Origin of the sequence: Pseudomonas sp. G1002, from assembly GCF_013385455.1 — a bacterium.
GTDB lineage: Bacteria > Pseudomonadota > Gammaproteobacteria > Pseudomonadales > Pseudomonadaceae > Aquipseudomonas.
This window is the reverse complement of sequence record NZ_JACAPY010000048.1, coordinates 75,661-96,684: the sequence shown is the minus strand read 5'-3', so window position 1 is coordinate 96,684 and position 21,024 is coordinate 75,661. Positions and strand designations below refer to the sequence as shown.

The window sequence follows — 21,024 nt, the reverse complement described above, 5'->3', positions numbered from 1 at the left end:
ACCCACGGGCCATTCTGTTCGACCTGGATAACACGCTGACGCACCGAGCCTTGATTAGCCTCACCTTGCACACCAAACGTCAACGGAACTGCGTTTATGAAATACAGCTGGATCGCACTTGTCTTACTGCTTTGTGCCTGCACGAGCGGCCCCACCCGGGAACAACTGGCAGAACAACGCTTATGGGAATACCAGTTGCTCACTCACCTCAATCACTTCAAGTCGTACCCCGAAGAAGCTCGCCTGCAAGGATTGACCGGCCTGGTCAGGGTTGAATTCGTGGTCGACGCCAAAGGCAACCTGATACGCCACAAAGTCATCAGCCATACAGGTTCGGATCTGTTCGTCAGCGCCGTGGAGAAATTCGTTCCGGCGGCGTCGCCAGTGCCTGCGCCTCCACCCTCAATGCTGCTCAAAGGCGAGATTCAAGTGGTGGCCCCGTTTGTATTCTGCCTGGAGGGCGTGGCCTGCGGCGGCTCACCGCCACGCCGGCTGTAGCTGACCTGCGGATAAATTCCGGGCAAAGAAAAGCCCGCGATGGGGAGCGCGGGCTTAAAGGTTTTCACCAGGAGCTGAGGTGACCATAGGCGCCCGACTGTGAAAGGGTTGTGAAAGGGCGCCAGCGCTGCACTCAACTCAGTAGGCGCCCGCGGCCGCCTTTGCGCCGCTGACGATGGCGATCCCGGAGCTGCTGCCCAGGCGCGTAGCACCGGCTTCGATCATCGCCTGGGCCGTCGCCAGGTCGCGCACGCCGCCCGACGCCTTCACGCCTATCTGCGCCCCCACCACGCCGCGCATCAGGCGCACATCCGCCAATGTCGCGCCGCCATGGCCGAAACCGGTGGAGGTCTTGACGAACGCCACGTTCAGCTCGCGGCACAGGCTGCAGGCATGGGTTTTCTGCTGGTCATCCAGCAGGCCGGTCTCGAGGATGACTTTCAGCGGTACCGCGCCGCAGGCCGCCAGCACCTGGGCAATATCGTCGCGTACCTGGTCCAGCAGGCCATCCTTCAGCCAGCCGATGTTCAGCACCATGTCGATCTCGCCTGCACCGGCCTCGATCGCAAGCTTTGCCTCATAAGCCTTGGCCGCACTCAAGCCCGCACCCAGGGGGAAGCCGACGACGGCACAGACCAATGGCGCGGCGTCGCGCAGGCATTCGGCGGCCAGCGGCACGTTGGCGCTGTTGACGCACACGGACTTGAAGCCATGCTCGCGGGCCTCGGCGCACAGTTGGCGAATGCTCGCCTGGGAAGCATCGGCGGCTAGCAGGGTGTGGTCGATATAGGCTGCGAGCGGCAACGGATCAGTCGGCATGGCAAGTGTCCTGTAAGGATGAGGTGCTGGGAAAAGGCGGTTTGTGTTAAGTTGGATGCATTAAATGTGAAATAAATAACATTGTAAATGGAATTTGTGACTGCCCTGATCAAGGGCTCGCATTCAACGAGGGTTGGAACGCAGTGGATTCAAAGAAAAGCGAAAGATTTCGGGCCATGCACAAGGCCTTGCAGGGCGAGTCGGCGATTCACTTGCGTGACATGGCCGCATTGCTGGGCGTATCGGAAATGACCCTGCGCCGCGACCTGGCAGACAGCCCCCAGGGCCTGCGCCTGTTGGGCGGGCACGTAACCCGCAGCGGGCCGCCGGAGCCCGATTACCAGGTCGCCGAACAGGACCAGCGCCACGTCGCCGAGAAGCGTCAGATCGGCGTGCTGGCCGCCAGCCTGGTGCGCCCCGGCGACACGGTGTTTATCGATTGCGGCACCACCACGCCGTTCATTATCGAGGCGTTGCCGGATGACCTGGAGTTCACCGCGCTGTGCAATTCCCTCAACGTATTGCTCAAGCTCCAGCAAAAGCCCCACTGCACCATCATCCTCTGCGGTGGCACCTTTCATCGGCGCAACATGGTCTTCGAGAGCCATGCCGAGGCGGGCATCCTGGATGGCATCCGTGTGGCGTGGGCGTTCATTTCCGCGGCCGGCGTCAGCGCCGCCCACGGTGTGACCTGCTACAACCTCAACGAAGTGGAGGTCAAGCGCCGGGTCATGGCGCGGGCGCAGACCTGCGTGCTGGTGGCCGACCACAGCAAGTTCGACGAAGTACGTGCGGCACACTTTGCCGAGCTGTCGGACTTCCAGCGGGTGATCAGCGACCCCGGGCTCGAGGCGGCACAGCAGCAGGTGATCAGGGACAGCGGGGCGATCCTGCTGATCTGACTCAAACAGCATTGTGATTTTTATTTCATTTGTTCGGAATTTAACAAATTGGCCTTGACACTCTCGGGAGCAAGGCATAGTTTTTCAAATGTGATCGCGGTTCACATTTGTGAGCACGACCTCCCTGAAGGCCGTGCCCGAATCCTGACAACAATAAAAATAGGAATCACCATGCTCCAGATAGCCCGTAAACCTGTTCATGTGCTGGCCCTTGCACTGGCTGTCGCGGCCTCGGCGCTGGCGCTGAACGCCCAGGCCAAGGATCTGAAGATCGGTTTCAGCCAGGTCACCCTGCAATCTCCCTTCTACGTGCAACTGCGCGACGGCGCCAAGGCTGCAGCGGCCAAGGGCGGCGACGAGCTGATCTTCCTCGACGCCAACGGCGATATCAGCAAGCAGAACAACGATATCCAGGACCTGCTGACCCGTAAGGTCGACATCCTCATCATCAATGCCGTGAACCCCGACGCCGTGGGCGCGGCCCTCGACGCCGCCAAACGCGCCAAGGTGCCGGTGATTGCCGTCGACCGCGCAATCAATGCCCCGGTCGCCACCACCATTGGCCGTAACAATGCCGAGATGGGCGAGCTGTCCGGCAAGGCGCTGCTCGCCGCGCTCAAGCAGCGCGGCGTGACCAAGGGCAAGATCATCGAGATCCAGGGCGACGCCGGCGGTACGGTAATGAAAGAACGCCGCAAGGGCTTCCACACCGCTTTGGCCGGCACCGACTTCAAGATCATCGACGGGCCCTACAGCGAGTACATGCGCGCCAACGCAGTCACGGCAATGCAGGATTTGCTGCAAGCGCACCCGGACCTCAAGGCGGTGATCGCGCATAACGACGACATGGCCATGGGCGCGCTGCAAGTGCTCACCGAAAGCGGCAAGAAAGACGTCCTCGTGGCCGGGATCGACGGCTTGTCCGAGGCCTTGAATGCCATCCAGAGCGGCGATCAATACGTGGCCACCGCCCTCAACGACCCACGCTACCTGGGCGAGGTCGCCATCGAGGCGGCGCGGGCCCTGGCGGCCGGCAAGTCGGTGCCGAACTTTGTCGACGCCGGCACTCAGGTGGTGACCAAGGCCAACGTGGCCGAGGTCAAGCATGACTCAACCTTCGGCGAATACCGCCCCGGCGCGCTCTGACGGATCTGCGCCGCCACGCTATGGATTTTTGCGGGCACCTCTTGCGGGAGGTGCCTGTTCGAACGCACTCGTCACTCAACAGAGGAATTCACTGTGAAAGCTGCCGTCATGTACCAACCGGGCGATATCCGGGTCGAAGATGTTCCAAAACCTGCGGTCAAGGCCGGCCACGCGCTGGTTCGGGTCGCCGCCTGCGGCGTGTGCGGCTCGGATATCCCGCGCATGCTGAGCAAGGGCGCCCATGTGATGCCGCTGATTTGCGGCCATGAATTCGCAGGCTTTATCGAAGAGATCGGCAGCGGTGTCGAAGGCTATGCCATCGGCGAACTGGTGACTGTGCCGCCGATGATCCCGGACGTCAGCAGCGACCAATATGCCCGTGGCTTTCCGTCCCGCTCGGAGCGCTACGATTACTTCGGCAGCCGCCGCGACGGCGCGTATGCCGAGTACGTCAATGTGCCCCTGAGCAACCTGATCAAGGTGCCCCAAGGCATGGACCCGATTGCCGCGTCCCTGGTGGACCCGGCGGCGATTGCCCTGCATGCGATCTGGAAAGCCGACTTCAAGGCCGGGCAGAGCGGGGCAGTGGTAGGTTGCGGGCCGATCGGCCTGTTTGCGATCCAGTGGCTGCGGATCATGGGGGCCAAGGACATCGTCGCCATCGACATCGCCGAAGAGAAACTCGCCATGGCCCGCGAAGCCGGCGCCACCCACACCCTGCTCAGCGGCGCGGCGGATGCCGAGTTGCCCCGTTGCCAACTGGTGATTGAAGCGGCAGGCCATCCCAGCTCGATCAACCAGGCCGTGCAACTGACCAAGGCTGGCGGGCATGTGGTGTTTATCGGCATTCCCACCAGTGACGTGGCCCTCAGCACTGCGACGTTCTCGCACTTCCTGCGCCAGGAAATCTCCCTGCACGGCGCCTGGAACTCGTTCTCGGCACCGTTCCCGGGCGATGAGTGGACGGCCTCCATCGACAAGCTGGCTTCCGGTGAATTGCAGTGGCAGTTCATGATTACCCACGACTTGCCGCTGGATGACTTGCCGGCGATGTTCAAGCGCTATGCCGATCGCAGCGAAGTCGCGGCCAAGGTAATTTTCCGTCCCTGAGCCGCGTCAGCTGTGTGTCGCCAAGCCCGACGACGCTGTGCGTTGCCGGGCTTAAAACAAAAAGCGTTGTTACAAGACGCAGGAGAACTACCGATGACCTTGTTGTTGGGACTGGATTTCGGAACAGGTGGGGTGCGGGCTGGTTTGTATGACCTGCACAGCCACAAACTGGTACACGTCGCCGAGGCGCCGTATGCCACGCAATACCCGCAGTTGGGTTGGGCCGAGCAGGCGCCGGCGGACTGGTGGTCGGCGCTGGGCAAGGCCTGCCGGCAGTTGATGGCCCAGGCCGGGCACCCGCAGGTGGCGGCGGTGTGCGTCGCCACCACAGCCTCCACCGTGGTGGTTGCCCAGGCGGACGGCCAACCCCTGGCCCCGGCGTTGTTATGGATGGATTGCCGCGCCGCTGCCGAGTCGGCGCGCACGGCCCACATCAGCCACCCGATGATGAACCAGGGCGGTGACGCGGTGGAATGGCTGGTGCCCAAGGCCATGTGGCTGGCCGAGCACGAGCCTCAGGTTTACCAGCGCGCCGAGCGTATTTGCGAGGCCGTGGACTGGATCAACTTTCAGTTGACCGGGCGCTGGGTCGCCTCCCAATTGAATGCCAGTTGCAAGTGGAATTACGACACCCTGCAGCAGCGTTTTCCGGTGGAATTGTACGCCGAACTGGGCGTGCCTGAACTGGCGCAAAAACTCCCTCAGGAAGTGATCAAGGTCGGTGGGCGGATCGGCCCTTTGAGCGCCGATGCCGCCAATCATCTGGGCCTGAGCCGCGACACCCTGGTGGCCCAGGGCGGAATCGACGCCCACATGGCAATGCTCAGTGCCGGCACCACTGGCGCCGGCGAGCTGTTGTTTATCGGCGGTACCTCGGTGGTGCAACTGATGCACACCCCGCAACGCATCGACGTACCGGGCATCTGGGGCCCGTACCCCGGCGCCTTGCTCGACGGCCAATGGTTGATGGAAGGCGGGCAAGTCTCCGCCGGTTCGATCCTCAACTGGCTGGCGCAAAAGATGTTCGGCCTCGACGATGCCGGGCACCAGCGCCTGATCCGCCAGGCCGCAGAACTGCAGCCCGGCTCCACCGGCTTGCTGGTGCTCGATTACTGGATGGGCAACCGTACACCGTACCGCTCACCGGACATGCGCGGCGCGATCATGGGCCTGTCGCTGAACCATGACCGGCATGACCTGTACCGCGCCTCGGTGGAAGCGATTGCCCTGGGCTCGGCGAACATCTTTCACACCTGGCGCTCCGAGGGCATCGAGATCACCCGGGTGGTCGCCGCCGGTGGTTTCCAGAAGAACCCGTTGTGGTTGCAGGCCACGGTGGATGCCACCGGTGTGCCGTTCGAAATGGTGCCCCACGACAACCTCACCCTGATCGGCACCGCCGCCGCTGCCGCCTGCGCCCTCGGCGAGTTCGGCACCTTGCAGGAAGCCGCTACCGACTTCACCACCATCGGCCGGCTGATCGAGCCCGACCCTTACGCCCACGAGCAATACATCGAGCTGTTGGGCCGCTATCGCGCCGCCACCGACAGCGTCGCGCCCATCAGTTGCAAGCCACCGGCGAACCGCACGCTCGGCGTAAGGCCGGCAGCATGAGCGCCCATCCTGAAGAAACGTTTGCCACGCGGTTGTCGGCCGATTCCCAGCGTGATGACTTGATGGTCCAGGTGGCCAAGCTGTATTACGACCTGGAAAAGACCCAAAGCGATATCTCCCGGGAGACCGGCCTGACCCGCTGGCAAGTCAGCCGCTTGCTGCGCGAGGCGCGGGATTGCGGGGTGGTGCGCATCGATATCGTCGCCCGCTCGGCGCGCTTGCCGCAGCTGGAAGTAGCCTTGCAACGGCGTTTCGGCCTGCGTGAAGCATTGGTGCTGGATGTGGAAGATGCCGACACCGCGCTGAACGTGGTGACCCAGGCCGCCGCCCGTTACCTGTGCAACTTGCAGCCGATGCCGGCGCTGATCGGCGTGTCGTGGGGCCGCACCCTGACCAAAATGGCCCAGTGGCTGGTGCCGCGCTGGAACGAGGGGGTCAACGTGGTGCTGCTGAACGGCGCGATCAATACCCGTTCGATGGGCGAGTCCAGCCATAACGTCGCCGAGCGCTTCGCCCAGGCTGCCCGTGGCCAGGCCACGTTGCTGCCGGTGCCGGCGATTCTCGGGCATGTGCATACCCGCGAGGCGCTGGAGCAGGACCCGGTGATCGCCCAGGTATTGCGCCTCGGGCAACAGGCGCCGGTGGCGTGTTTCAGCCTGGGGGAGTTGTCTGATCATTCGGTGTTGATGGAGTCGGGTTACATCGACCGGCCATTGCTCGAAGAGCTGGAACGCCTGGGCGCGGTCGGCGACATCATGGGCCGCTTTATCGGCATGGACGGTGAACCGGTGATGCCCGAACTCGACGCCCGCACCCTGGGCCTGCCGTTGGCCGCCTTGCGCGACAAGGCCTGGTCCATTGCCGTGTGCGTCGGCGCGCAGAAGCACCGCATCGTCCACGCCAGCGTCAAGGCCGGCTACGTCAATGTGCTGGCCACCGACGCGGCCACCGCCCGCTATTTGCTGGAGCAGGATCATGAGTGAGTTGGCCCTGGATATCCGTCATGTCAGCAAGCGTTTTCCGCCCAATGTGGTGGCGCTGACCGATGCCTCCCTCGACGTTCGGCCCGGTGAGGTGCATTGCCTGCTGGGTGCCAATGGCGCGGGCAAAAGTACCCTGTTGAAAATCGTCGCCGGCGCCCATCGCCCGGATGGCGGCGAGATGTCGGTGGCGGGCCGGCGGGTGGAACTGAAGAATCCGCAACAGGCGCGCCAGGCCGGGATCGCGATGATCTATCAGGAGCTCGACCTGATCCCGCAGATGACCGTCGAAGAGAACCTGATGCTCGGCTATGCGCCCCAGCGCTTCGGGATTATTTCCCGGGGCAAGCGCAGTGCGTTGGCCAAGGCCGCACTGTTGCGGGTCGGGGCCAACTTTTCGAGTTCCGACCGGGTGGGCAGCCTGTCGATTGCCAACCAGCAATTGGCGGCCATCGCCCGTGCACTGACCTGTGAGGCCCGGCTGGTGGTGATGGATGAGCCTTCGGCGGCGCTGAACGAGACCGAACTCAAGCGGGTGTTCCAGGTGATTCGCGAGATCACTGCGGCGGGTGTGGCGGTGCTGTATGTCAGCCACCGCTTGAATGAAATTCGCGAGATCGGCGACCGGGTCACGGTGCTGCGTGCCGGGCGAACCCTGCAAACCCACGAGCTGGCGCAGATCGACGACCAGGCGCTGATCGCCGCCGTGGTCGGCGAGCACCGCGACCTGCTGGAACGCAGCCCGCGTCAGGCGCCGCGGGACAACCTGGCGCTGAATATTCGCCGGCTGCAAGGCGAGCAGGGCCTGGACGTGCAGGGGCTGGAAGTGCGTCAGGGCGAAATTGTCGGGCTTGCCGGGCTTAACGGGGCAGGGCGCAGCACGTTGCTCAAAGCCTTGTTTGGCGTGGGGCGCAACGACAGCGATGTTGAACTGTTTGGCCAGCCTTATCAGCCGCAAACCTCGCGCCAGGCGATCCGCCAGGGCGTCGGGTTGGTGCCGGAAAACCGCAAGACCGAAGGCCTGCTGCTGGATGCGCCGATCTACCGCAATGCCTGCCTGGTGCACACCCGGCACTTGAACTGGTTTTCCCATCGCCAGGCCAAGGACCGCGCCGGCCCGGTGCTGCAGCGCTTGCAGACCAAGCTCGACAACCTTGAGCAACCGGTACGCCAGCTCTCCGGCGGCAATCAACAGAAGGTGGTCATGGCCAAGTGGGTGATCGACGGCGCGCGCCTGTTGCTGCTGGACGAGCCCAGTCGTGGCCTGGATGTCGGCGCCAAGGCCGACCTCTATGCCCTGGCCCGCAGCCTGGCGCAGGAAGGGGCGGCGGTGCTGGTCGCCAGCAGCGAGCTGGACGAGTTGTACGTCAATTGCGACCGCATCTGGGTGATGCATGAGGGGCGCAACGCGCTGTGTTTCGACCCCTTGACTGCCAGTCGCGACCAGATCGACCAGGCCATCCTTATCGGTAGAACGAGTGTAGAACCATGACTATTGCAAGCAACCCAAGCCCGGTTTTCGATAAGCCCGTCACCCTCACCAGCCGCCGTCGCAGTTCGGTGCTGGAGTGGGTGATGCGCTACAACTTTGTGTTCATTTTCCTGTTTGCGGTGGTGGTGGCGACGTTCCTGTCGGACGACTTCCTGACCTTCGGCAACATCGCCAACCTGTTCCAGCAGGGGGCGATTGTCGGGATCATCGCCATCGGCATGACCTTCGTTATCCTTACGGCCAATATCGACCTGTCGGTGGGCAGCCTGTGTGCCTTCGGCGGGATCCTGGTGGCGGTGCTCCTGCAGCAGCAGGTCAGCGGCTGGCTGGCGGTGCCGGCCACGTTGCTGGTGGGACTGGCCATCGGCACCTTGATGGGCAGCCTCACGGTCTTTGGCAAGGTGCCGAGTTTTATCATCACCCTGGCCGGGCTGGTGTCGCTGCGCGGGGCCACCTTCCTGGCATCCGACGGTGCGCCGATTGGCGGATTGCCGGCCAGCTTCACCTCGTTCGGCTCGGCCATGATCGACATCTGGCCCAGCGCTGGCATTGCGTTTCCGGTGCTGGGGCTGATCTTTATCCTGATCACCGTCATCGCCTGGCTGGTGCTGCGCTACACGGTGTTTGGAGAATACGTGCTGGCCACCGGCGGCAACCTGGAGGCTGCGCGGCTGTCCGGCGTGCCGGTGCGGGCGGTGACGATTGCGGTGTTCGCCATCTGCGGCGGCCTGGCAGCATTCGCCGGCTTGTTGATGACCTCACGCCTGCACGTCGGCCAACCGACCGCTGCCCAGGGCCTGGAACTGGATGCAATTGCCGCCGTGGTGCTGGGTGGCACCAGCCTGTTCGGCGGGCGCGGCAGCGTGGTAGGCACGGCGGTGGCGGTGATGCTGCTGCAGGTGTTGCGCAATATCTTCAACCTGCTGGGGCTGGGCTCGTTCTACCAGATGGCGATCACCGGGGTGATCATCGTGCTGGCGATTTTGCTCAACCGCTTGATCGACCATTACGCCGGGCGCACTTGAGGACACCGTGATGAATGCACCGCTACCCGCGCCGATCAAGGCCGTGATCTTCGACATGGACGGCCTGCTGCTCGACACCGAAGGCATCTACACCGAAGTCACCCAACTGATTGCCGACCGCTACGGCCGCACGTTTGACTGGAGCATGAAGCAGAACACCATCGGCCTGGGGGCTTATGAACTGGCCAGCTATATCGTGCAGGCCGTGGGCTTGCCGATGAGCCCCGAGACGTTCTTGCAGGAACGCACACCATTGATGAATGCGCGGTTCCCCCAGGCGGCGGCCATGGCCGGGGCCCAGGCGCTGGTGCGGCATTTGTCGGCCCACGGTGTGCCGATTGCGGTGGGTACCAGTTCGTCGCGGCACTATTTCGAACTGAAAACCACCTTGCACCGCGACTGGTTCTGCTTGTTCGATGCCATCGTCACCGCCGATGACCCTCAGGTAGGCGCTGCCAAGCCGGCGCCGGACATCTTCCTGGTGGCTGCCGAGCGGCTGGGAGTGACGCCCGCTGAATGCCTGGTGTTCGAGGATTCGCCATTTGGCATCACTGCGGCCAAGGCGGCCGGCATGTACGCCGTGGCCATCCCGGACCCGGCGATGCCGCAGGAGAAGTTCCTGCATGCGGATGGAAGACTGCTGAGCCTGGAGGCGTTTGACCTCGCGCGATGGGGGTTGCCAGCCTACCGCTGACTCGACGTTCGGTAGGCTGCCTCGTCGTCAGCGGGTGTATGGTAGACCGGGCAAACACCTGGATTATCTCTGGAGAGAGAGGTGACTATGAGCACTCCCATGCTGAACAAGCTGCATCTCAACGGTTATGACATCGTGCAGGTCAACAGCGGCCCGTGGCGGGTCTGTACCAAGGCTGATCGCCTGGCATCCTTCGGTTCCCGTGAGCAGGCGCTGGCGTATGCCGCGGTGCTACCGGGTTACAAGGCACGGTCGAGGCCGGTCGCCAATGATGCATGAGCCCTCAACAGCCTCGGTCAATCCGGGGCTTTTTATTGGCATCCAATTGAGCAACACATGACCGGTGGCGAGGGAGCTTGCTCCCGCTGGAGTGCGAAGCGCTCCCAGGATTTTGGGGCCGCTACGCAGCCCAACGGGAGCAAGCTCCCTCGCCACACAGAGGATATTTTGGGATGATTCGCAGCTGATCAGCCCGTAGGAACCTGTCATGTCCCTGGCAACCTTATTTCTGTTCGTCATGATGAGCGCCGCGATTATCGCGATACCTGGCCCGACGGTTCTGTTGGCCCTGCAAAATGGTTCGCGTCATGGTTTGCAGGCGGCGTTCTGGGGCATGGCCGGGGCGGTGTTGGCCGACGCTTTGCTGGTGACGGCGGTGGCGTGTGGCCTGGGATTGCTGCTCGCGGCCAGCGAAGGGCTGTTTCAGGCGCTGAAATGGATCGGTTCGGCGTACCTCATCTGGATCGGCTGGCAGATGTTGCGATCACCCCAGGCGGCGTTGCCATCGGTGGGCGAAGGTGAGGACGGCGGCACCCGCTCGGCGAGTATTTTCACCCGCAGTTTCCTGGTGGCGATTTCAAATCCCAAGGCGTTGTTGTTCATGTCGGCATTCCTGCCGCAATTCGTCGACAGCACCCAGGCGCAACTGCCGCAGTACGCATGCCTGTTGCTGGCGCTGTGCGTGCTCAATGTCAGCATCATGATGTTCTACGCGTTATGCGGGGCACGCTTGCTCAGTCGCCTGCGGCCCGCACATTTGCAGCATTTCAACCGTGGGGCGGGTGGGTTGTTGATGACGATGGGCGTGCTGTTGGCCGCTTACCGTCGTGCCCCGGCTGCGTAACTTAAACGAATGGCTGGCCGTGGAACCCGCGTGGCAGGCGCTGACGGCCTGGCAGGTCGCTCAGGCGCTGGGTCCAGGCGCTGCGCCAGTCACCGGCGGCATGGGCGGTTTTGGACTTGCGCGCGGCACGCCGAGCGGCGTTGCGTTGGGTGCGGCGGGCTTCCTTGAAGACTTCGGTGTTACGGCAGGTACGGCACTTGACCCGATTCAGCTCGGTGCTGGAAGGGAGGTTGTTGCCGTGATGACCGCAGGCAAGATGCCCGGCGACCTTGAAGTGAATGACCATGTAAGCGTCTCCTTCTTGGGGGATGCGTCGCATCGGTAATCTGCTGATGCGCGCGGGCAGGGCGGGGCAGCCATTGGCTGATGTTCACCGCTCTGTCTTTTATGACAGTTCGCTGCTCCATGCGTTCGTTTGAGGGTATTGCGCCTCCGTCGACACCCGTAGCGCCTGCTGGTAATGCAACGGCGAGCGCCCGATCTCACGTTTGAAGGCATGGCTGAATGCGCTCTGGGAGTTGTAGCCCAGCGAGAGCGCGAGCTCGATCAACGAGCGTTTGCCCTCAGCCAGCGCCCGCGCTGCCAGACGCATGCGCCACTGGGTGAGGTAGGCCATCGGCGAGACCCCGGCGACGTCCTTGAAGTAGGCCGCAAAGCTGGCTCGCGACATTGCACACGCCTTGGCCAGTACCTCCAACGGCCTGGTTTCGCCCGGCTCGCCATGGATAAGGCGCAGCGCCGGCGCCAGGCGTTTGTCGGTCATGGCGCGCAGCCAACTGCCGGACAGCGGCGGTGCGGTTTCGAAATGCAAACGCAGAATTTCGATGAACATCAGGTGCGCCAGTTGCGATGAGGCCACTGCTGCACCCGGACGATCATGCTCCCGTTCACGCACCAGTTGATTGAGCAACCAATGCAGTGTTTCGAGCGCATGGGTCCTGGCATTCAAATGGATGAAGGGCGCCAGTGCTGCACGTAGCAGGTGTTCGGAGTCAGGGCTGAGTTCCACCTTGCCGCCAATCATGAAGAACTCATCCCCATCGCCGTGATACGCCAGGGCACCCACTCGCTTGTCGAGGATCTGTTGCAAATCCACCGGTGTTGCACTCAGGTCGCTGGCCATGATATGGGGCCTTTCGGCCGACAGTAGAAACACATCGCCTTCGTTTACCGCAATGGGCGTGCTTTCGCCTTTGATCTTCAGCCAGCACGTCCCTCGCAACACGCCCCAGAACTTCAATTGGGTAGCCGGTGGAAAGGCGATCGCCCAGCGTCCGCCCGCCACCAGGCCGCCGGACATCACGGAGCGGGCTTGCATGAAGGTGAGCAACTCGGAAAATGGATCAGTCATGATTTAGACGATTGCTTATAAAAATTGGAGTCTAGCGCATTCATCGTCTAGGTCGGATGGATATGCTGGGGTCTCCAACGTCACTACAGAGGGTTTGATCATGACATCACGCACTTGGTTGATCACCGGAGCCAACAGTGGCTTTGGACGCGAGATGACCGAGCAATTATTGGCACGGGGGGAGCGCGTTGCGGGCACGGTCCGGGATTTGGCGAGCATGGCGGACCTGCGAGCGCTTCATGGCGAAAGGCTGTGGCTGGCCGAGTTGGATCTGACTGATACCCCGGCGATTCGCCGGGTGGTCGATCAGGCATTCAAGGCGCTGGGGTCCATTGAGGTGGTGGTCAGTAACGCAGGCTACGGCCTTTTCGGCGCCGCAGAAGAGATGACCGATCAGCAGATCGAGCATCAATTGGGTACCAACCTGCTGGGTTCCATTCAATTGTTGCGCGCCGCGCTGCCCCACCTCAGGGCCCAGGGTGGCGGGCGGATCCTGCAACTGTCCACCATGGGCGGGCAGGCCGTTTTCCCGGGTGGTTCGCTGTACCATGCGAGCAAGTGGGGAATTGAAGGCTTTGTCGACGCCTTGGGCGAGGAAGTGGCTTGTTTCAACATCGGCTGCACCCTCATCGAACCCGGTAGCGCCCGCACCGGTTTTCGCTACCGCAGCGCGCAACTGGCGCCACGCCTGGAAGACTACGACCGTTCTCCTTCCAGCCACGCACGGCGGATGATCGAAGGCGGCACGACGGTGTCGTCGGGTGACCCGGCCAAGATGGTTGCGATCATGCTTGCCAGCGTCGACCAGCACCCTGCGCCCAAGCGCATTGCCTTGGGGCCAGACGCCTACACCGTGATGCACAAGCAGCTCAGCGACCGTCTGGCAGCACTGGAAGCGCAAAAGGACCTGGCATTTTCGACGGACTTCTTTGTGCCGTAACGAAACCGGCATCGCTGTTCGCGACGCACCCGCTCGTTTATCCTCCGGTCACACACACAATGTGACTGGAGTGGAAGATGAGCAATCAAGAGTCCCAGGAAGGCGGCTGCCGTTGTGACCGGGTGCGTTTTACCGTGACCGAAAAACCATTGATCACCATGGCGTGCCACTGCACCGGGTGCCAGAAGATGTCATCCAGCGCGTTCTCGCTGAGCGCGCTGATCCCCAGCCACGGATTCACCATCACCCAGGGCAACCCGGTGATCGGCGGGTTGCATGGCGTAGACCGCCACTACTGCTGCCCCCACTGCATGAGTTGGATGTTTTCCCGCCCCAATGGCGTGGAAGATCTGATCAACCTGCGTCCCACCATGCTGGATGACGCCAGCGGCTATGTGCCATTCATTGAAACCTGGACCAGTGAAAAGCTGCCGTGGGCGACTACCCCGGCGCAGCACAGCTTTGCGCAGCTCCCGGAGAGGGAGAATTTCCCCGCGCTGATACAGGCGTACGCCGAGTACAGCGGCGGTTGAACTAGTCCATCAGCGCCAGCAGGTCGGTGTCGCCCACGTCGCGCCCGGCCTGGGTCAACAGCGTTGTCACCTGGCCCCGGTGGTGGGTCTGGTGATTGAAGAAGTGCACGAGCAGTGCATGAAAATTCTTGTTCATGGGCATGCCCGCCATGTTGTGGTACTGCAGGGGCTGATCCAGGTCCGACTCACTGATCGACTGCACCCAGTCGATGATGAGCTGGTCGAGCCAGGCGCGGTGGGCCGACAGTTCACGGATATCGGCGAAGGCCAGTTGATTCAGACGTGGCGGCAACCCCAACGCGTCTAACGGTACCAGCGCGGCAAAGCCTGCTGGATGCTCGGCGAAACGCTTGAGCCAGACGCGATCACCCAGGGCGAGGTGGTTCAGCGTGCCAAGGATCGATCCGAAGAACGCGCCACGGTCGGCAATCAAGTCTTCGTCGCTCAGGCCGCCGGCCGCTTCATACACCTTGCGGTTCATCCACTGGTTATAGGTCGCCATCAAGGCAATCTGCTCGGTACGGGTCACGTGAGGTTCCTCGATGGGGGGCGCGTCGCCATGATAATGCGAGCCTGCCGGGCGGTCATGGTGTTCTCGCGCAGCGCAGCTATTGTTGTTGATCTGGAACTCTGCGCCCTGGGAGGGTGACACCATGAATACCGGCGATCTACTGGAACAATTGCTGCGGGCGGGCCAGGCCTCGTCCAGCCAGCAGGGCGGCGCCGCACCCGGGTCTCAGGGCGGGCTCGGTGGTTTGGGCGGCTTGCTTGGCGGTTTGCTGGGCGGCAGCGCTGCTTCGGCTTCCGGCGGTGGCGGCCTTGGTGGCTTGCTCGGTGGCCTGGGCGGCATGCTTGGCGGAACCCGTGCGGCGCCTCAGGGGCGCACCGGCGGCACCAACTACGCGGCGCTGGCGTCGTTGGGGATGATGGCGTTCCAGGCGTATCAAGCCTGGCAGCGGCAAAAGGCGTCGGCGCCGCAGCAGGCGTTGCAGACGGTTGACCAGTTGTCTGGCGCGCAGGTCGAAGAACACAGCCACGCCGTGCTGCGTGCATTGATCGCGGCAGCCAAGGCGGATGGCGAGATTGATGAGCGGGAGCAGCAGATGATCTCGGCCGAGATCGGCAAGCACACCGATGATCCGCAATTGCAGGCGTGGCTGGATGCCGAGGTGGCCAAACCGCTGAATGCGGCGGATTTTGCCGAGTTTGCCGGCGACCCGGCGGTGGCGTCGGAGGTGTACCTGGTCAGTGTGCTGCTGGTGGATGACCAGCGGGACGCGGAGCGCAATTATCTGGATGAGCTGGCGGCGCAGTTGAAGATTGATCCTGCGTTGCAGGTGCATCTGGAGCAGCAGGCCAAGGGGCAGGTTTAAATCGCTCTTTACGGTCATACCAAACCTGTGGCGAGGGAGCTTGCTGTGGCGAGGGAGCTTGCTCCCGCTGGGCTGCGTAGCGGCCCCGGAATCTTTGGGAGCGCTTCGCACTCCAGCGGGAGCAAGCTCCCTCGCCACAGGGGTCATCGTCTGCGGGTTAGAACCGCAGTGTGGCCCCCGTCGTGAGCCATTGATGCTGATCCCCGATCAAACTGCGTCCTACCACCAGGTCTACATCCACATTTTTGCCGATATGCACCCTCGGCCCGGCTTGCCACGCCTGGTCGCCGCCTTGCTGGCCGTAGCGTTCGGCGATCAGTGTCAGTGAGTCCATCAGGCTGTATTCAAACCCGGTGCCCCAGGTCGGCCGATGGGTCTGGTCGCCGTCGTTATAAGCGTGGCTCCAGCCGGCGTTGAAGTTAAGCCGCAGGGCCTCCATGGGCTGCCAGGTAAACGGCACATTCAAGTCCGCGCCATCAAATGAGTGCCGGCGGTTCAGCGCGTAATGTACGCCGGCAGACGCGGCCAGTTCCAGGCCCAGGTCTTCCCGGGCCCACAACTGCGCCTTGAGCTGCGGATTCACTTGGGTTTCGCCGTCGCCATCATGGTTGGCCCGGGACACGGCGGCAGTCCACTGCAACCAAGGAATGGCAGCGGAGGTGCAGGCCGGCGCCAGGGTTTCACTGTGGGTTGAGCCCGCGTGCCGGTTGGCGGTGAACCAGGCGTCGACATTGCATTCGCCCGGGGCGTTGATTGCGCCGTCGTCGACCACGTAGGAGCCGCCGGCCGCATGGGCATTCGACATCAGGCTGAGCACCAGCATGATGCCCGCGGTCACGCCGACGAAAATCAGGTTGCGCCGCACTGCCCGAAGCTTGGAGGCGGGCAGGGGATGGAAGGTAACGTGGGTGGTGCGGTTGCGGTATTTGGCGAAACCGTCAGGGGTGTGTTTCTTGTACATGGTGAACCTCGATCAACAGCCGGTGGCGCGCCCCGACCGGCCTTGGCAGGGACGCGCCGTGTTTCAAATAGAAAAAAGTGTGCAACGGGGTACCGCTACAACGGGGTTCTTCGTTCATGCCTGGATACTCCAATAAGGGTTGATTCAGCTGTCTACAGTCAGCACATGGATGCCACTGGCCCTGGCCTGGCTCACCAGTTCCGAGGTGTCGTCGCCACCGGGCAGCGCGATGATCACGTCGGGCCGGCTGTCGGTGAGCATGAACTGGTTGCGATGGCGTTCGGCCTGCTTGCCATGGCGTTGCCAGTTGGGTGGGTAACGCACCACATCCACTCCGGTTTCCCGGGCCCAGTCTTCCACGTCGCTGCCCAGGAACTGGCTGCCACCGTGGATCAACACCTGCACCGGGCGCAGGCGGTGGTAGGCGTCCAGCACCTGGCGGGACATTTTTGTATCGGCGTAATGACGACCTGCACAGATCAAGACGCGCATGGTGATCTTTCCTTGTAGTGCGTATTGCCATTTATCGACGCGGGCGCAGCAAGCGGATGCAGGTGCTGTTCAAGCTGCTGGAAAAAACCAGCATGAAGCGCATTTCCACGGCGCTGAGCACGTTGCGCACGTACAGCCGTACGCCCAGCACCATCACCGCCTTGGCCGCCTGGGCGAGGCCGAACACCAGCAGCGCGCGAGCAGCGTTGTCGAGGTAGCTCATAAGTGTGTTCATTGTCTGTCTCCGCGTGCACTGGCTATCTACCGATAGCCAGCGCTTTCAGGGGCGGTTGATCAGTACCACTGCTTGAAGCGGCGGATGTAGAGGGTTTTCATCAGTTGTGCCACGCAGCAGTAGGCGACCAGGGTGCCCACCAGCCATGGGAAGTACGCAAGTGGCAGCGGCTCCAGGCCAACCATCGCGCCCAGCGGCGAGAACGGTACGTAGATGCCCAGCCCGATCACGATGCAGGTCATCATCATCACCGGCCATGCGGCGTTGCTCTGGAAGAACGGGATCTTGCGGGTGCGCAGCATGTGCACCACCAGGGTTTGCGAGAGCAGCCCCTCGATGAACCAGCCGGACTGGAACAGGGTCTGCATTTCCACGCTGTTGGCCGAGAACACGTACCACATCAGGGCAAAAGTGGTCATGTCGAAGATCGACGAGGTCGGCCCGATCCAGATCATGAAGCGGCCAATGTTTTTCGCGTCCCACTTGCGTGGCTTGGCCAGGTATTCCTTGTCCATCTTGTCCCACGGCAAGGCCAGCTGGGAGATGTCGTACATCAGGTTCTGCAGCAGCAGGTGGATCGACAGCATCGGCAGGAACGGGATGAACGCACTGGCCACCAGCACCGAGAACACGTTGCCGAAGTTGGAACTGGCGGTCATGTTCAGGTACTTCATAATATTGCCGAAGGTCTCGCGGCCTTTCAGCACGCCTTCTTCCAGCACCATCAGGCTCTTTTCCAGCAGGATGATGTCGGCGGATTCCTTGGCAATGTCCGTCGCGCTGTCCACCGAGATGCCCACGTCGGCATCCCGCAAGGCCGGAGCGTCGTTGATGCCGTCGCCGAGGAAGCCCACGGTATGACCGTTGGACTGCAAGGTCTTGAGCACCCGCGACTTCTGCAGCGGCGTCAGCTTGGCGAACACCGTGCGCTCCTCGACCCGCAGCTTGAGGGTGGCGTCGTCCATCGCTTCGATTTCCGTCCCCAGCAACGGTACGCCTGGCTCCAGGCCGACCTGGCGGCAGATCTTGCTGGTGACGATGGCGTTGTCGCCGGTGAGCACTTTGACCGCCACGCCAATTTCGCGCAGGGCAGCGATCGCCGGGCCAGCGGTTTCCTTTGGTGGATCAAGGAAGGTCAGGAAACCACGGATCACCAGGTTGCGCTCATCGGCCGTGGTGTACTGCTTGCGGGCGAGTGCCTGGGGAATGTTGCGGGTGGCCAGCACCAGCACCCGGAAGCCGTCTTCGTTGTAGTCCTGGGCAATCGCCAGCAACTCGTTGCGACGCCGATCATCCAGCTCGACGGCCACGTCGCCTTCCATCACGTGGGTGGAAATGCTCAGCATCTCCTCGACCGCACCCTTGCACACCAGCAGGTGATCGTTTTGCGCGTCCTTGACCACGATCGACAGGCGACGGCGAATAAAGTCGAACGGCAACTCATCCACCTTGCTATAGGCAAACGGCACCTGGAACTTCGGATTCTGCTCGGAGAACTGTACGACCGCCTGGTCCATCAGGTTCTTCATGCCGCTCTGGTGATGGCTGTTGAGCCAGGCGAGGGTCAGCACCGAATCATCACGGTTGCCAAAGGCGTTGACGTGGTGCTCGAGGATGATCTTGTCCTGGGTCAGGGTGCCGGTCTTGTCGGTGCACAGCACGTCCATCGAACCGAAGTTCTGGATCGCGTTGAGGCGCTTGACCACCACCTTGCGCTTGGCCATGGCGGTTGCACCCTTGGCCAGGTTGGCGCTGACGATCATCGGCAGCATTTCCGGGGTGAGGCCTACCGCCACTGCCAGGGCGAACAGCAACGCGTCGCTCCAGTCACCCTTGGAGAAGCCGTTGAGGAAGAACACGATCGGCGTCATTACCAGCATGAAGCGGATCAACAGCCAGCTGACGCTGTTCACCCCGCGGTCAAATGCGGTTTGCACCCGGGAGCCGACAATCGCCTTCGCCAGGGAGCCAAAGTAGGTGCGCGGGCCGGTGGCAACCACCACGGCTTTCGCCCGGCCGCTGACCACGTTGGTGCCCATGAAACAGATGTTTGGCAGGTCCAGCAGGTTGCCCTGGTCGGCCGCCGTGGACGTGGCGGATTTTTGCGTCACATCCCCGAGGGTGTCGTACTTCTCTACCGGCAAGGCTTCGCCGGTCAGCACGGCCTGGCTGATGAACAGGTCACGGGACTCGATCAGGCGGATGTCGGCCGGGATCATGTCGCCGGCAGACAGTTGCACGATATCGCCGGCCACCAGGTCGCGCATCGGCACTTCCCGCAGGGTCGGCTTGGAGCCCACTTGCTCGCGACGCAACACCGTGGCGGTGGTGCGCACCATGGCCTTCAAGGCCTCGGCGGACTTGGCCGAACGATGCTCCTGCCAGAAGCGCAGCAGGCTGCTGAGCATGACCATGGTCATGATAATGATGACCTTGGTCAGGTCGGCTTCTTCACCGGCCTGCAGTGGCAGCCAGTAGTCAGTGAAGAAACTGATGGCGCCGAGGGTCAGCAGCACATAGATGAACGGGTTGTTCAGGGCCTGGAGGAATTGCACGATGGCGTGAGGCGGCTTGTCGTGGGCCACCTCGTTGTAGCCTTCACGTTGCAGGCGAGCAGAGGCATCCAGTTCGGTCAGGCCATCCTTGGTTGCCCGGACATTGGCGAGGGTTGCCGAGAGGCCGTTCTGGGCTTCGCGGGCGGCACGCATCGACAGCTTGGTGTCGGTATCCGTGCCGTTTTTCTTGTGCAGTTTCGGGTTTTTTACTGCGCTCATTGTGTGTACTCCTGTCGCCAATTTTTCGACAAAACATACCCGGTACTTACCTGATGACAGGCGAGCGAAAGCATGCCGAGTCGCTGACTTCGCGATCGGTTTAAATAAAGTGTTGGGTAACTTTCTACAGGCCCGCTAACAGCGCGTTAGTTAACTAACGCGCAGCGGGCTACTACTGGCTTCGTCCATAGAGAACTCCAGCTAATCAAGTAACGGATAATCAGGAAGTTGCTGTTTCCAGCTGGCTTATGCCGCGCGAGCGTCCACGTAGAGGCTCAGCATCAGGCTCGCTTGCGCGACCAGGCTGGAAACGTCCCGTCTCTGTGGGTCTTGAGGGTCGGCGTGATCCCATTGCTGGACCAGGTGGCCGGTGGTGGGGCAGATACGCCAGTGTGCCCGGGGAGTCGGGCACACGCGGGGGGATGAGGTCACAAAGGTGCTGCGGGTAGGGGAGAAGCCTACGGGCTCGCGGCACAATTTGGCACGCAGGGCGTTAGCCAGCGTACGCAGATCAGGTAAAACAATCAGTTGAAAGGTCATAACACACCTCGGGACCGGACTGGCATCCGGTGAGGCAGTTACGTTGGAGCGTCAGGCTCTAGCGCAGCTTACTCGGCCGGAAAGGCGAGTCCCGTCATTTTTTCTGGGTTTGGCGCCCGATTCGCCGCATTCACGGTGATCGGACAACGACTAGATACTGTGTCCATTGGCTTCTTTTGTGAGGTTGAAAAATGGCCCTGAGTTGCAGGCACGGGGAATTTACTCAGGCAGTTGCCGGATGTCAACGTTTAATGACTTAAATTGTTACTGGTTCAGAGTTTGTTCAGATAGAAGGTTGGGGAAGTTGCAACATCAAGTGTGCTTATTGATAAGTGGCCGGTGTGTGGAAGGTAGGTGAAGTAACAATAGCCGGATAACTTATGCGGGGTTCCGAAGCCTGCGTTCGGCCAGCGTGGTTTAAC

General features: G+C 62.2%; 23 protein-coding genes. 14 read left to right on the top strand and 9 right to left on the bottom strand.

Annotation, left to right across the window (positions count from 1 at the left end; translation table 11 throughout):
- Positions 1-96: 96 nt before the first annotated feature.
- Positions 97-498, top strand: coding sequence for a TonB family protein (locus HX801_RS27800; RefSeq protein ID WP_177023102.1), 402 nt, complete (start codon positions 97-99; stop codon positions 496-498).
- Between the two features lie 138 nt (positions 499-636).
- Here HX801_RS27800 and deoC read toward each other — a convergent pair whose 3' ends face one another.
- Positions 637-1,317 carry a deoxyribose-phosphate aldolase gene (gene deoC, locus HX801_RS27795; protein WP_003207741.1) on the bottom strand — a complete coding sequence of 227 codons (681 nt, stop codon included), beginning with the start codon at positions 1,315-1,317 and terminating at the stop codon, positions 637-639.
- Positions 1,318-1,460: 143 nt separating this feature from the next.
- On the opposite strand from deoC, the gene deoR reads away from it, so the two are divergent.
- From deoR to HX801_RS27745, 10 genes are all read left to right on the top strand, one after another.
- Positions 1,461-2,219, top strand: coding sequence for a DNA-binding transcriptional repressor DeoR (deoR, locus tag HX801_RS27790; RefSeq protein ID WP_008435058.1), 759 nt, complete (start codon positions 1,461-1,463; stop codon positions 2,217-2,219).
- A 171-nt stretch (positions 2,220-2,390) separates the two neighbouring features.
- Positions 2,391-3,365: a substrate-binding domain-containing protein gene (locus HX801_RS27785; protein ID WP_003207745.1), complete on the top strand. Its 975-nt coding sequence runs from the start codon at positions 2,391-2,393 to the stop codon at positions 3,363-3,365.
- A 93-nt stretch (positions 3,366-3,458) separates the two neighbouring features.
- On the top strand, positions 3,459-4,475 hold the full coding sequence (locus tag HX801_RS27780; protein ID WP_371316596.1) for a galactitol-1-phosphate 5-dehydrogenase: 1,017 nt from the start codon (positions 3,459-3,461) through the stop codon (positions 4,473-4,475).
- 93 nt (positions 4,476-4,568) lie between these two features.
- Positions 4,569-6,089: a ribulokinase gene (locus HX801_RS27775; RefSeq protein WP_177023101.1), complete on the top strand. Its 1,521-nt coding sequence runs from the start codon at positions 4,569-4,571 to the stop codon at positions 6,087-6,089.
- On the top strand, positions 6,086-7,072 hold the full coding sequence (locus HX801_RS27770) for a sugar-binding transcriptional regulator (protein WP_102606040.1): 987 nt from the start codon (positions 6,086-6,088) through the stop codon (positions 7,070-7,072). Before HX801_RS27775 ends, HX801_RS27770 begins: the two co-directional genes overlap by 4 nt.
- On the top strand, positions 7,065-8,561 hold the full coding sequence (locus HX801_RS27765) for a sugar ABC transporter ATP-binding protein (protein ID WP_003207752.1): 1,497 nt from the start codon (positions 7,065-7,067) through the stop codon (positions 8,559-8,561). Before HX801_RS27770 ends, HX801_RS27765 begins: the two co-directional genes overlap by 8 nt.
- Entirely contained in the window at positions 8,558-9,586 is a 1,029-nt protein-coding gene (locus tag HX801_RS27760) for an ABC transporter permease (protein ID WP_177023100.1), read from the top strand. The genes HX801_RS27765 and HX801_RS27760 overlap by 4 nt, the downstream gene beginning before the upstream one ends.
- A 10-nt stretch (positions 9,587-9,596) precedes the next feature.
- Entirely contained in the window at positions 9,597-10,280 is a 684-nt protein-coding gene (locus tag HX801_RS27755) for an HAD-IA family hydrolase (protein ID WP_102368995.1), read from the top strand.
- An 87-nt stretch (positions 10,281-10,367) separates the two neighbouring features.
- Complete coding sequence (locus HX801_RS27750) at positions 10,368-10,559, top strand: DUF2188 domain-containing protein (protein WP_256344305.1); 192 nt, start codon at positions 10,368-10,370, stop codon at positions 10,557-10,559.
- A gap of 208 nt (positions 10,560-10,767) precedes the next feature.
- On the top strand, positions 10,768-11,403 hold the full coding sequence (locus HX801_RS27745; protein WP_003207760.1) for a LysE family translocator: 636 nt from the start codon (positions 10,768-10,770) through the stop codon (positions 11,401-11,403).
- Between the two features lies 1 nt (position 11,404).
- Here HX801_RS27745 and HX801_RS27740 read toward each other — a convergent pair whose 3' ends face one another.
- Entirely contained in the window at positions 11,405-11,689 is a 285-nt protein-coding gene (locus HX801_RS27740; protein ID WP_177023099.1) for a hypothetical protein, read from the bottom strand.
- A 99-nt stretch (positions 11,690-11,788) separates the two neighbouring features.
- Positions 11,789-12,754: an AraC family transcriptional regulator gene (locus HX801_RS27735; RefSeq protein ID WP_177023098.1), complete on the bottom strand. Its 966-nt coding sequence runs from the start codon at positions 12,752-12,754 to the stop codon at positions 11,789-11,791.
- Positions 12,755-12,854: 100 nt separating this feature from the next.
- Here HX801_RS27735 and HX801_RS27730 point away from each other — a divergent pair, with 100 nt between their 5' ends.
- Complete coding sequence (locus HX801_RS27730; RefSeq protein WP_032899357.1) at positions 12,855-13,694, top strand: SDR family oxidoreductase; 840 nt, start codon at positions 12,855-12,857, stop codon at positions 13,692-13,694.
- A gap of 77 nt (positions 13,695-13,771) precedes the next feature.
- Positions 13,772-14,227 (top strand): GFA family protein, encoded by a 456-nt coding sequence (locus HX801_RS27725; RefSeq protein WP_003207766.1) that lies wholly within the window; start codon positions 13,772-13,774, stop codon positions 14,225-14,227.
- Position 14,228: 1 nt separating this feature from the next.
- Here the strand turns inward: HX801_RS27725 and HX801_RS27720 are convergent, their stop codons facing one another.
- Positions 14,229-14,756, bottom strand: a complete 528-nt coding sequence (locus HX801_RS27720; RefSeq protein WP_177023097.1) for a DinB family protein — start codon at positions 14,754-14,756, stop codon at positions 14,229-14,231.
- A gap of 124 nt (positions 14,757-14,880) precedes the next feature.
- Between HX801_RS27720 and HX801_RS27715 the strand changes: the two genes are divergently transcribed.
- A complete protein-coding gene (locus HX801_RS27715) occupies positions 14,881-15,600 on the top strand; it encodes a tellurite resistance TerB family protein (protein ID WP_177023096.1) in 720 nt (239 codons plus the stop codon).
- Between the two features lie 157 nt (positions 15,601-15,757).
- Here HX801_RS27715 and HX801_RS27710 read toward each other — a convergent pair whose 3' ends face one another.
- From HX801_RS27710 to HX801_RS27690, 5 genes are all read right to left on the bottom strand, one after another.
- Positions 15,758-16,561 carry a hypothetical protein gene (locus HX801_RS27710; RefSeq protein ID WP_177023095.1) on the bottom strand — a complete coding sequence of 268 codons (804 nt, stop codon included), beginning with the start codon at positions 16,559-16,561 and terminating at the stop codon, positions 15,758-15,760.
- Between the two features lie 144 nt (positions 16,562-16,705).
- The gene (locus tag HX801_RS27705) at positions 16,706-17,053 is read right to left on the bottom strand and encodes a DUF2493 domain-containing protein (RefSeq protein ID WP_003217865.1); all 348 of its coding nucleotides are present in this window, start codon (positions 17,051-17,053) and stop codon (positions 16,706-16,708) included.
- Positions 17,054-17,084: 31 nt separating this feature from the next.
- Positions 17,085-17,288, bottom strand: coding sequence for a hypothetical protein (locus tag HX801_RS27700; RefSeq protein WP_256344304.1), 204 nt, complete (start codon positions 17,286-17,288; stop codon positions 17,085-17,087).
- A 59-nt stretch (positions 17,289-17,347) separates the two neighbouring features.
- Positions 17,348-20,062 (bottom strand): magnesium-translocating P-type ATPase, encoded by a 2,715-nt coding sequence (gene mgtA, locus HX801_RS27695; protein WP_023658814.1) that lies wholly within the window; start codon positions 20,060-20,062, stop codon positions 17,348-17,350.
- Positions 20,063-20,308: 246 nt separating this feature from the next.
- A complete protein-coding gene (locus tag HX801_RS27690) occupies positions 20,309-20,602 on the bottom strand; it encodes a hypothetical protein (protein WP_003219143.1) in 294 nt (97 codons plus the stop codon).
- Positions 20,603-21,024: the final 422 nt, after the last annotated feature.

Coding starts and splice junctions, on each gene's coding strand:
- HX801_RS27735 (WP_177023098.1), bottom strand. CDS start 12,754: ATGACTGATCCATTTTCCGAGTTGCTCACCTTCATGCAAGCCCGCTCC.
- HX801_RS27785 (WP_003207745.1), top strand. CDS start 2,391: ATGCTCCAGATAGCCCGTAAACCTGTTCATGTGCTGGCCCTTGCACTG.
- HX801_RS27770 (WP_102606040.1), top strand. CDS start 6,086: ATGAGCGCCCATCCTGAAGAAACGTTTGCCACGCGGTTGTCGGCCGAT.
- mgtA (WP_023658814.1), bottom strand. CDS start 20,062: ATGAGCGCAGTAAAAAACCCGAAACTGCACAAGAAAAACGGCACGGAT.
- HX801_RS27730 (WP_032899357.1), top strand. CDS start 12,855: ATGACATCACGCACTTGGTTGATCACCGGAGCCAACAGTGGCTTTGGA.
- HX801_RS27740 (WP_177023099.1), bottom strand. CDS start 11,689: ATGGTCATTCACTTCAAGGTCGCCGGGCATCTTGCCTGCGGTCATCAC.
- HX801_RS27715 (WP_177023096.1), top strand. CDS start 14,881: ATGAATACCGGCGATCTACTGGAACAATTGCTGCGGGCGGGCCAGGCC.
- HX801_RS27760 (WP_177023100.1), top strand. CDS start 8,558: ATGACTATTGCAAGCAACCCAAGCCCGGTTTTCGATAAGCCCGTCACC.
- HX801_RS27750 (WP_256344305.1), top strand. CDS start 10,368: ATGAGCACTCCCATGCTGAACAAGCTGCATCTCAACGGTTATGACATC.
- HX801_RS27755 (WP_102368995.1), top strand. CDS start 9,597: ATGAATGCACCGCTACCCGCGCCGATCAAGGCCGTGATCTTCGACATG.
- HX801_RS27775 (WP_177023101.1), top strand. CDS start 4,569: ATGACCTTGTTGTTGGGACTGGATTTCGGAACAGGTGGGGTGCGGGCT.
- HX801_RS27745 (WP_003207760.1), top strand. CDS start 10,768: ATGTCCCTGGCAACCTTATTTCTGTTCGTCATGATGAGCGCCGCGATT.
- HX801_RS27765 (WP_003207752.1), top strand. CDS start 7,065: ATGAGTGAGTTGGCCCTGGATATCCGTCATGTCAGCAAGCGTTTTCCG.
- HX801_RS27710 (WP_177023095.1), bottom strand. CDS start 16,561: ATGTACAAGAAACACACCCCTGACGGTTTCGCCAAATACCGCAACCGC.
- HX801_RS27690 (WP_003219143.1), bottom strand. CDS start 20,602: ATGACCTTTCAACTGATTGTTTTACCTGATCTGCGTACGCTGGCTAAC.
- deoC (WP_003207741.1), bottom strand. CDS start 1,317: ATGCCGACTGATCCGTTGCCGCTCGCAGCCTATATCGACCACACCCTG.
- HX801_RS27700 (WP_256344304.1), bottom strand. CDS start 17,288: ATGAACACACTTATGAGCTACCTCGACAACGCTGCTCGCGCGCTGCTG.
- HX801_RS27725 (WP_003207766.1), top strand. CDS start 13,772: ATGAGCAATCAAGAGTCCCAGGAAGGCGGCTGCCGTTGTGACCGGGTG.
- HX801_RS27800 (WP_177023102.1), top strand. CDS start 97: ATGAAATACAGCTGGATCGCACTTGTCTTACTGCTTTGTGCCTGCACG.
- HX801_RS27705 (WP_003217865.1), bottom strand. CDS start 17,053: ATGCGCGTCTTGATCTGTGCAGGTCGTCATTACGCCGATACAAAAATG.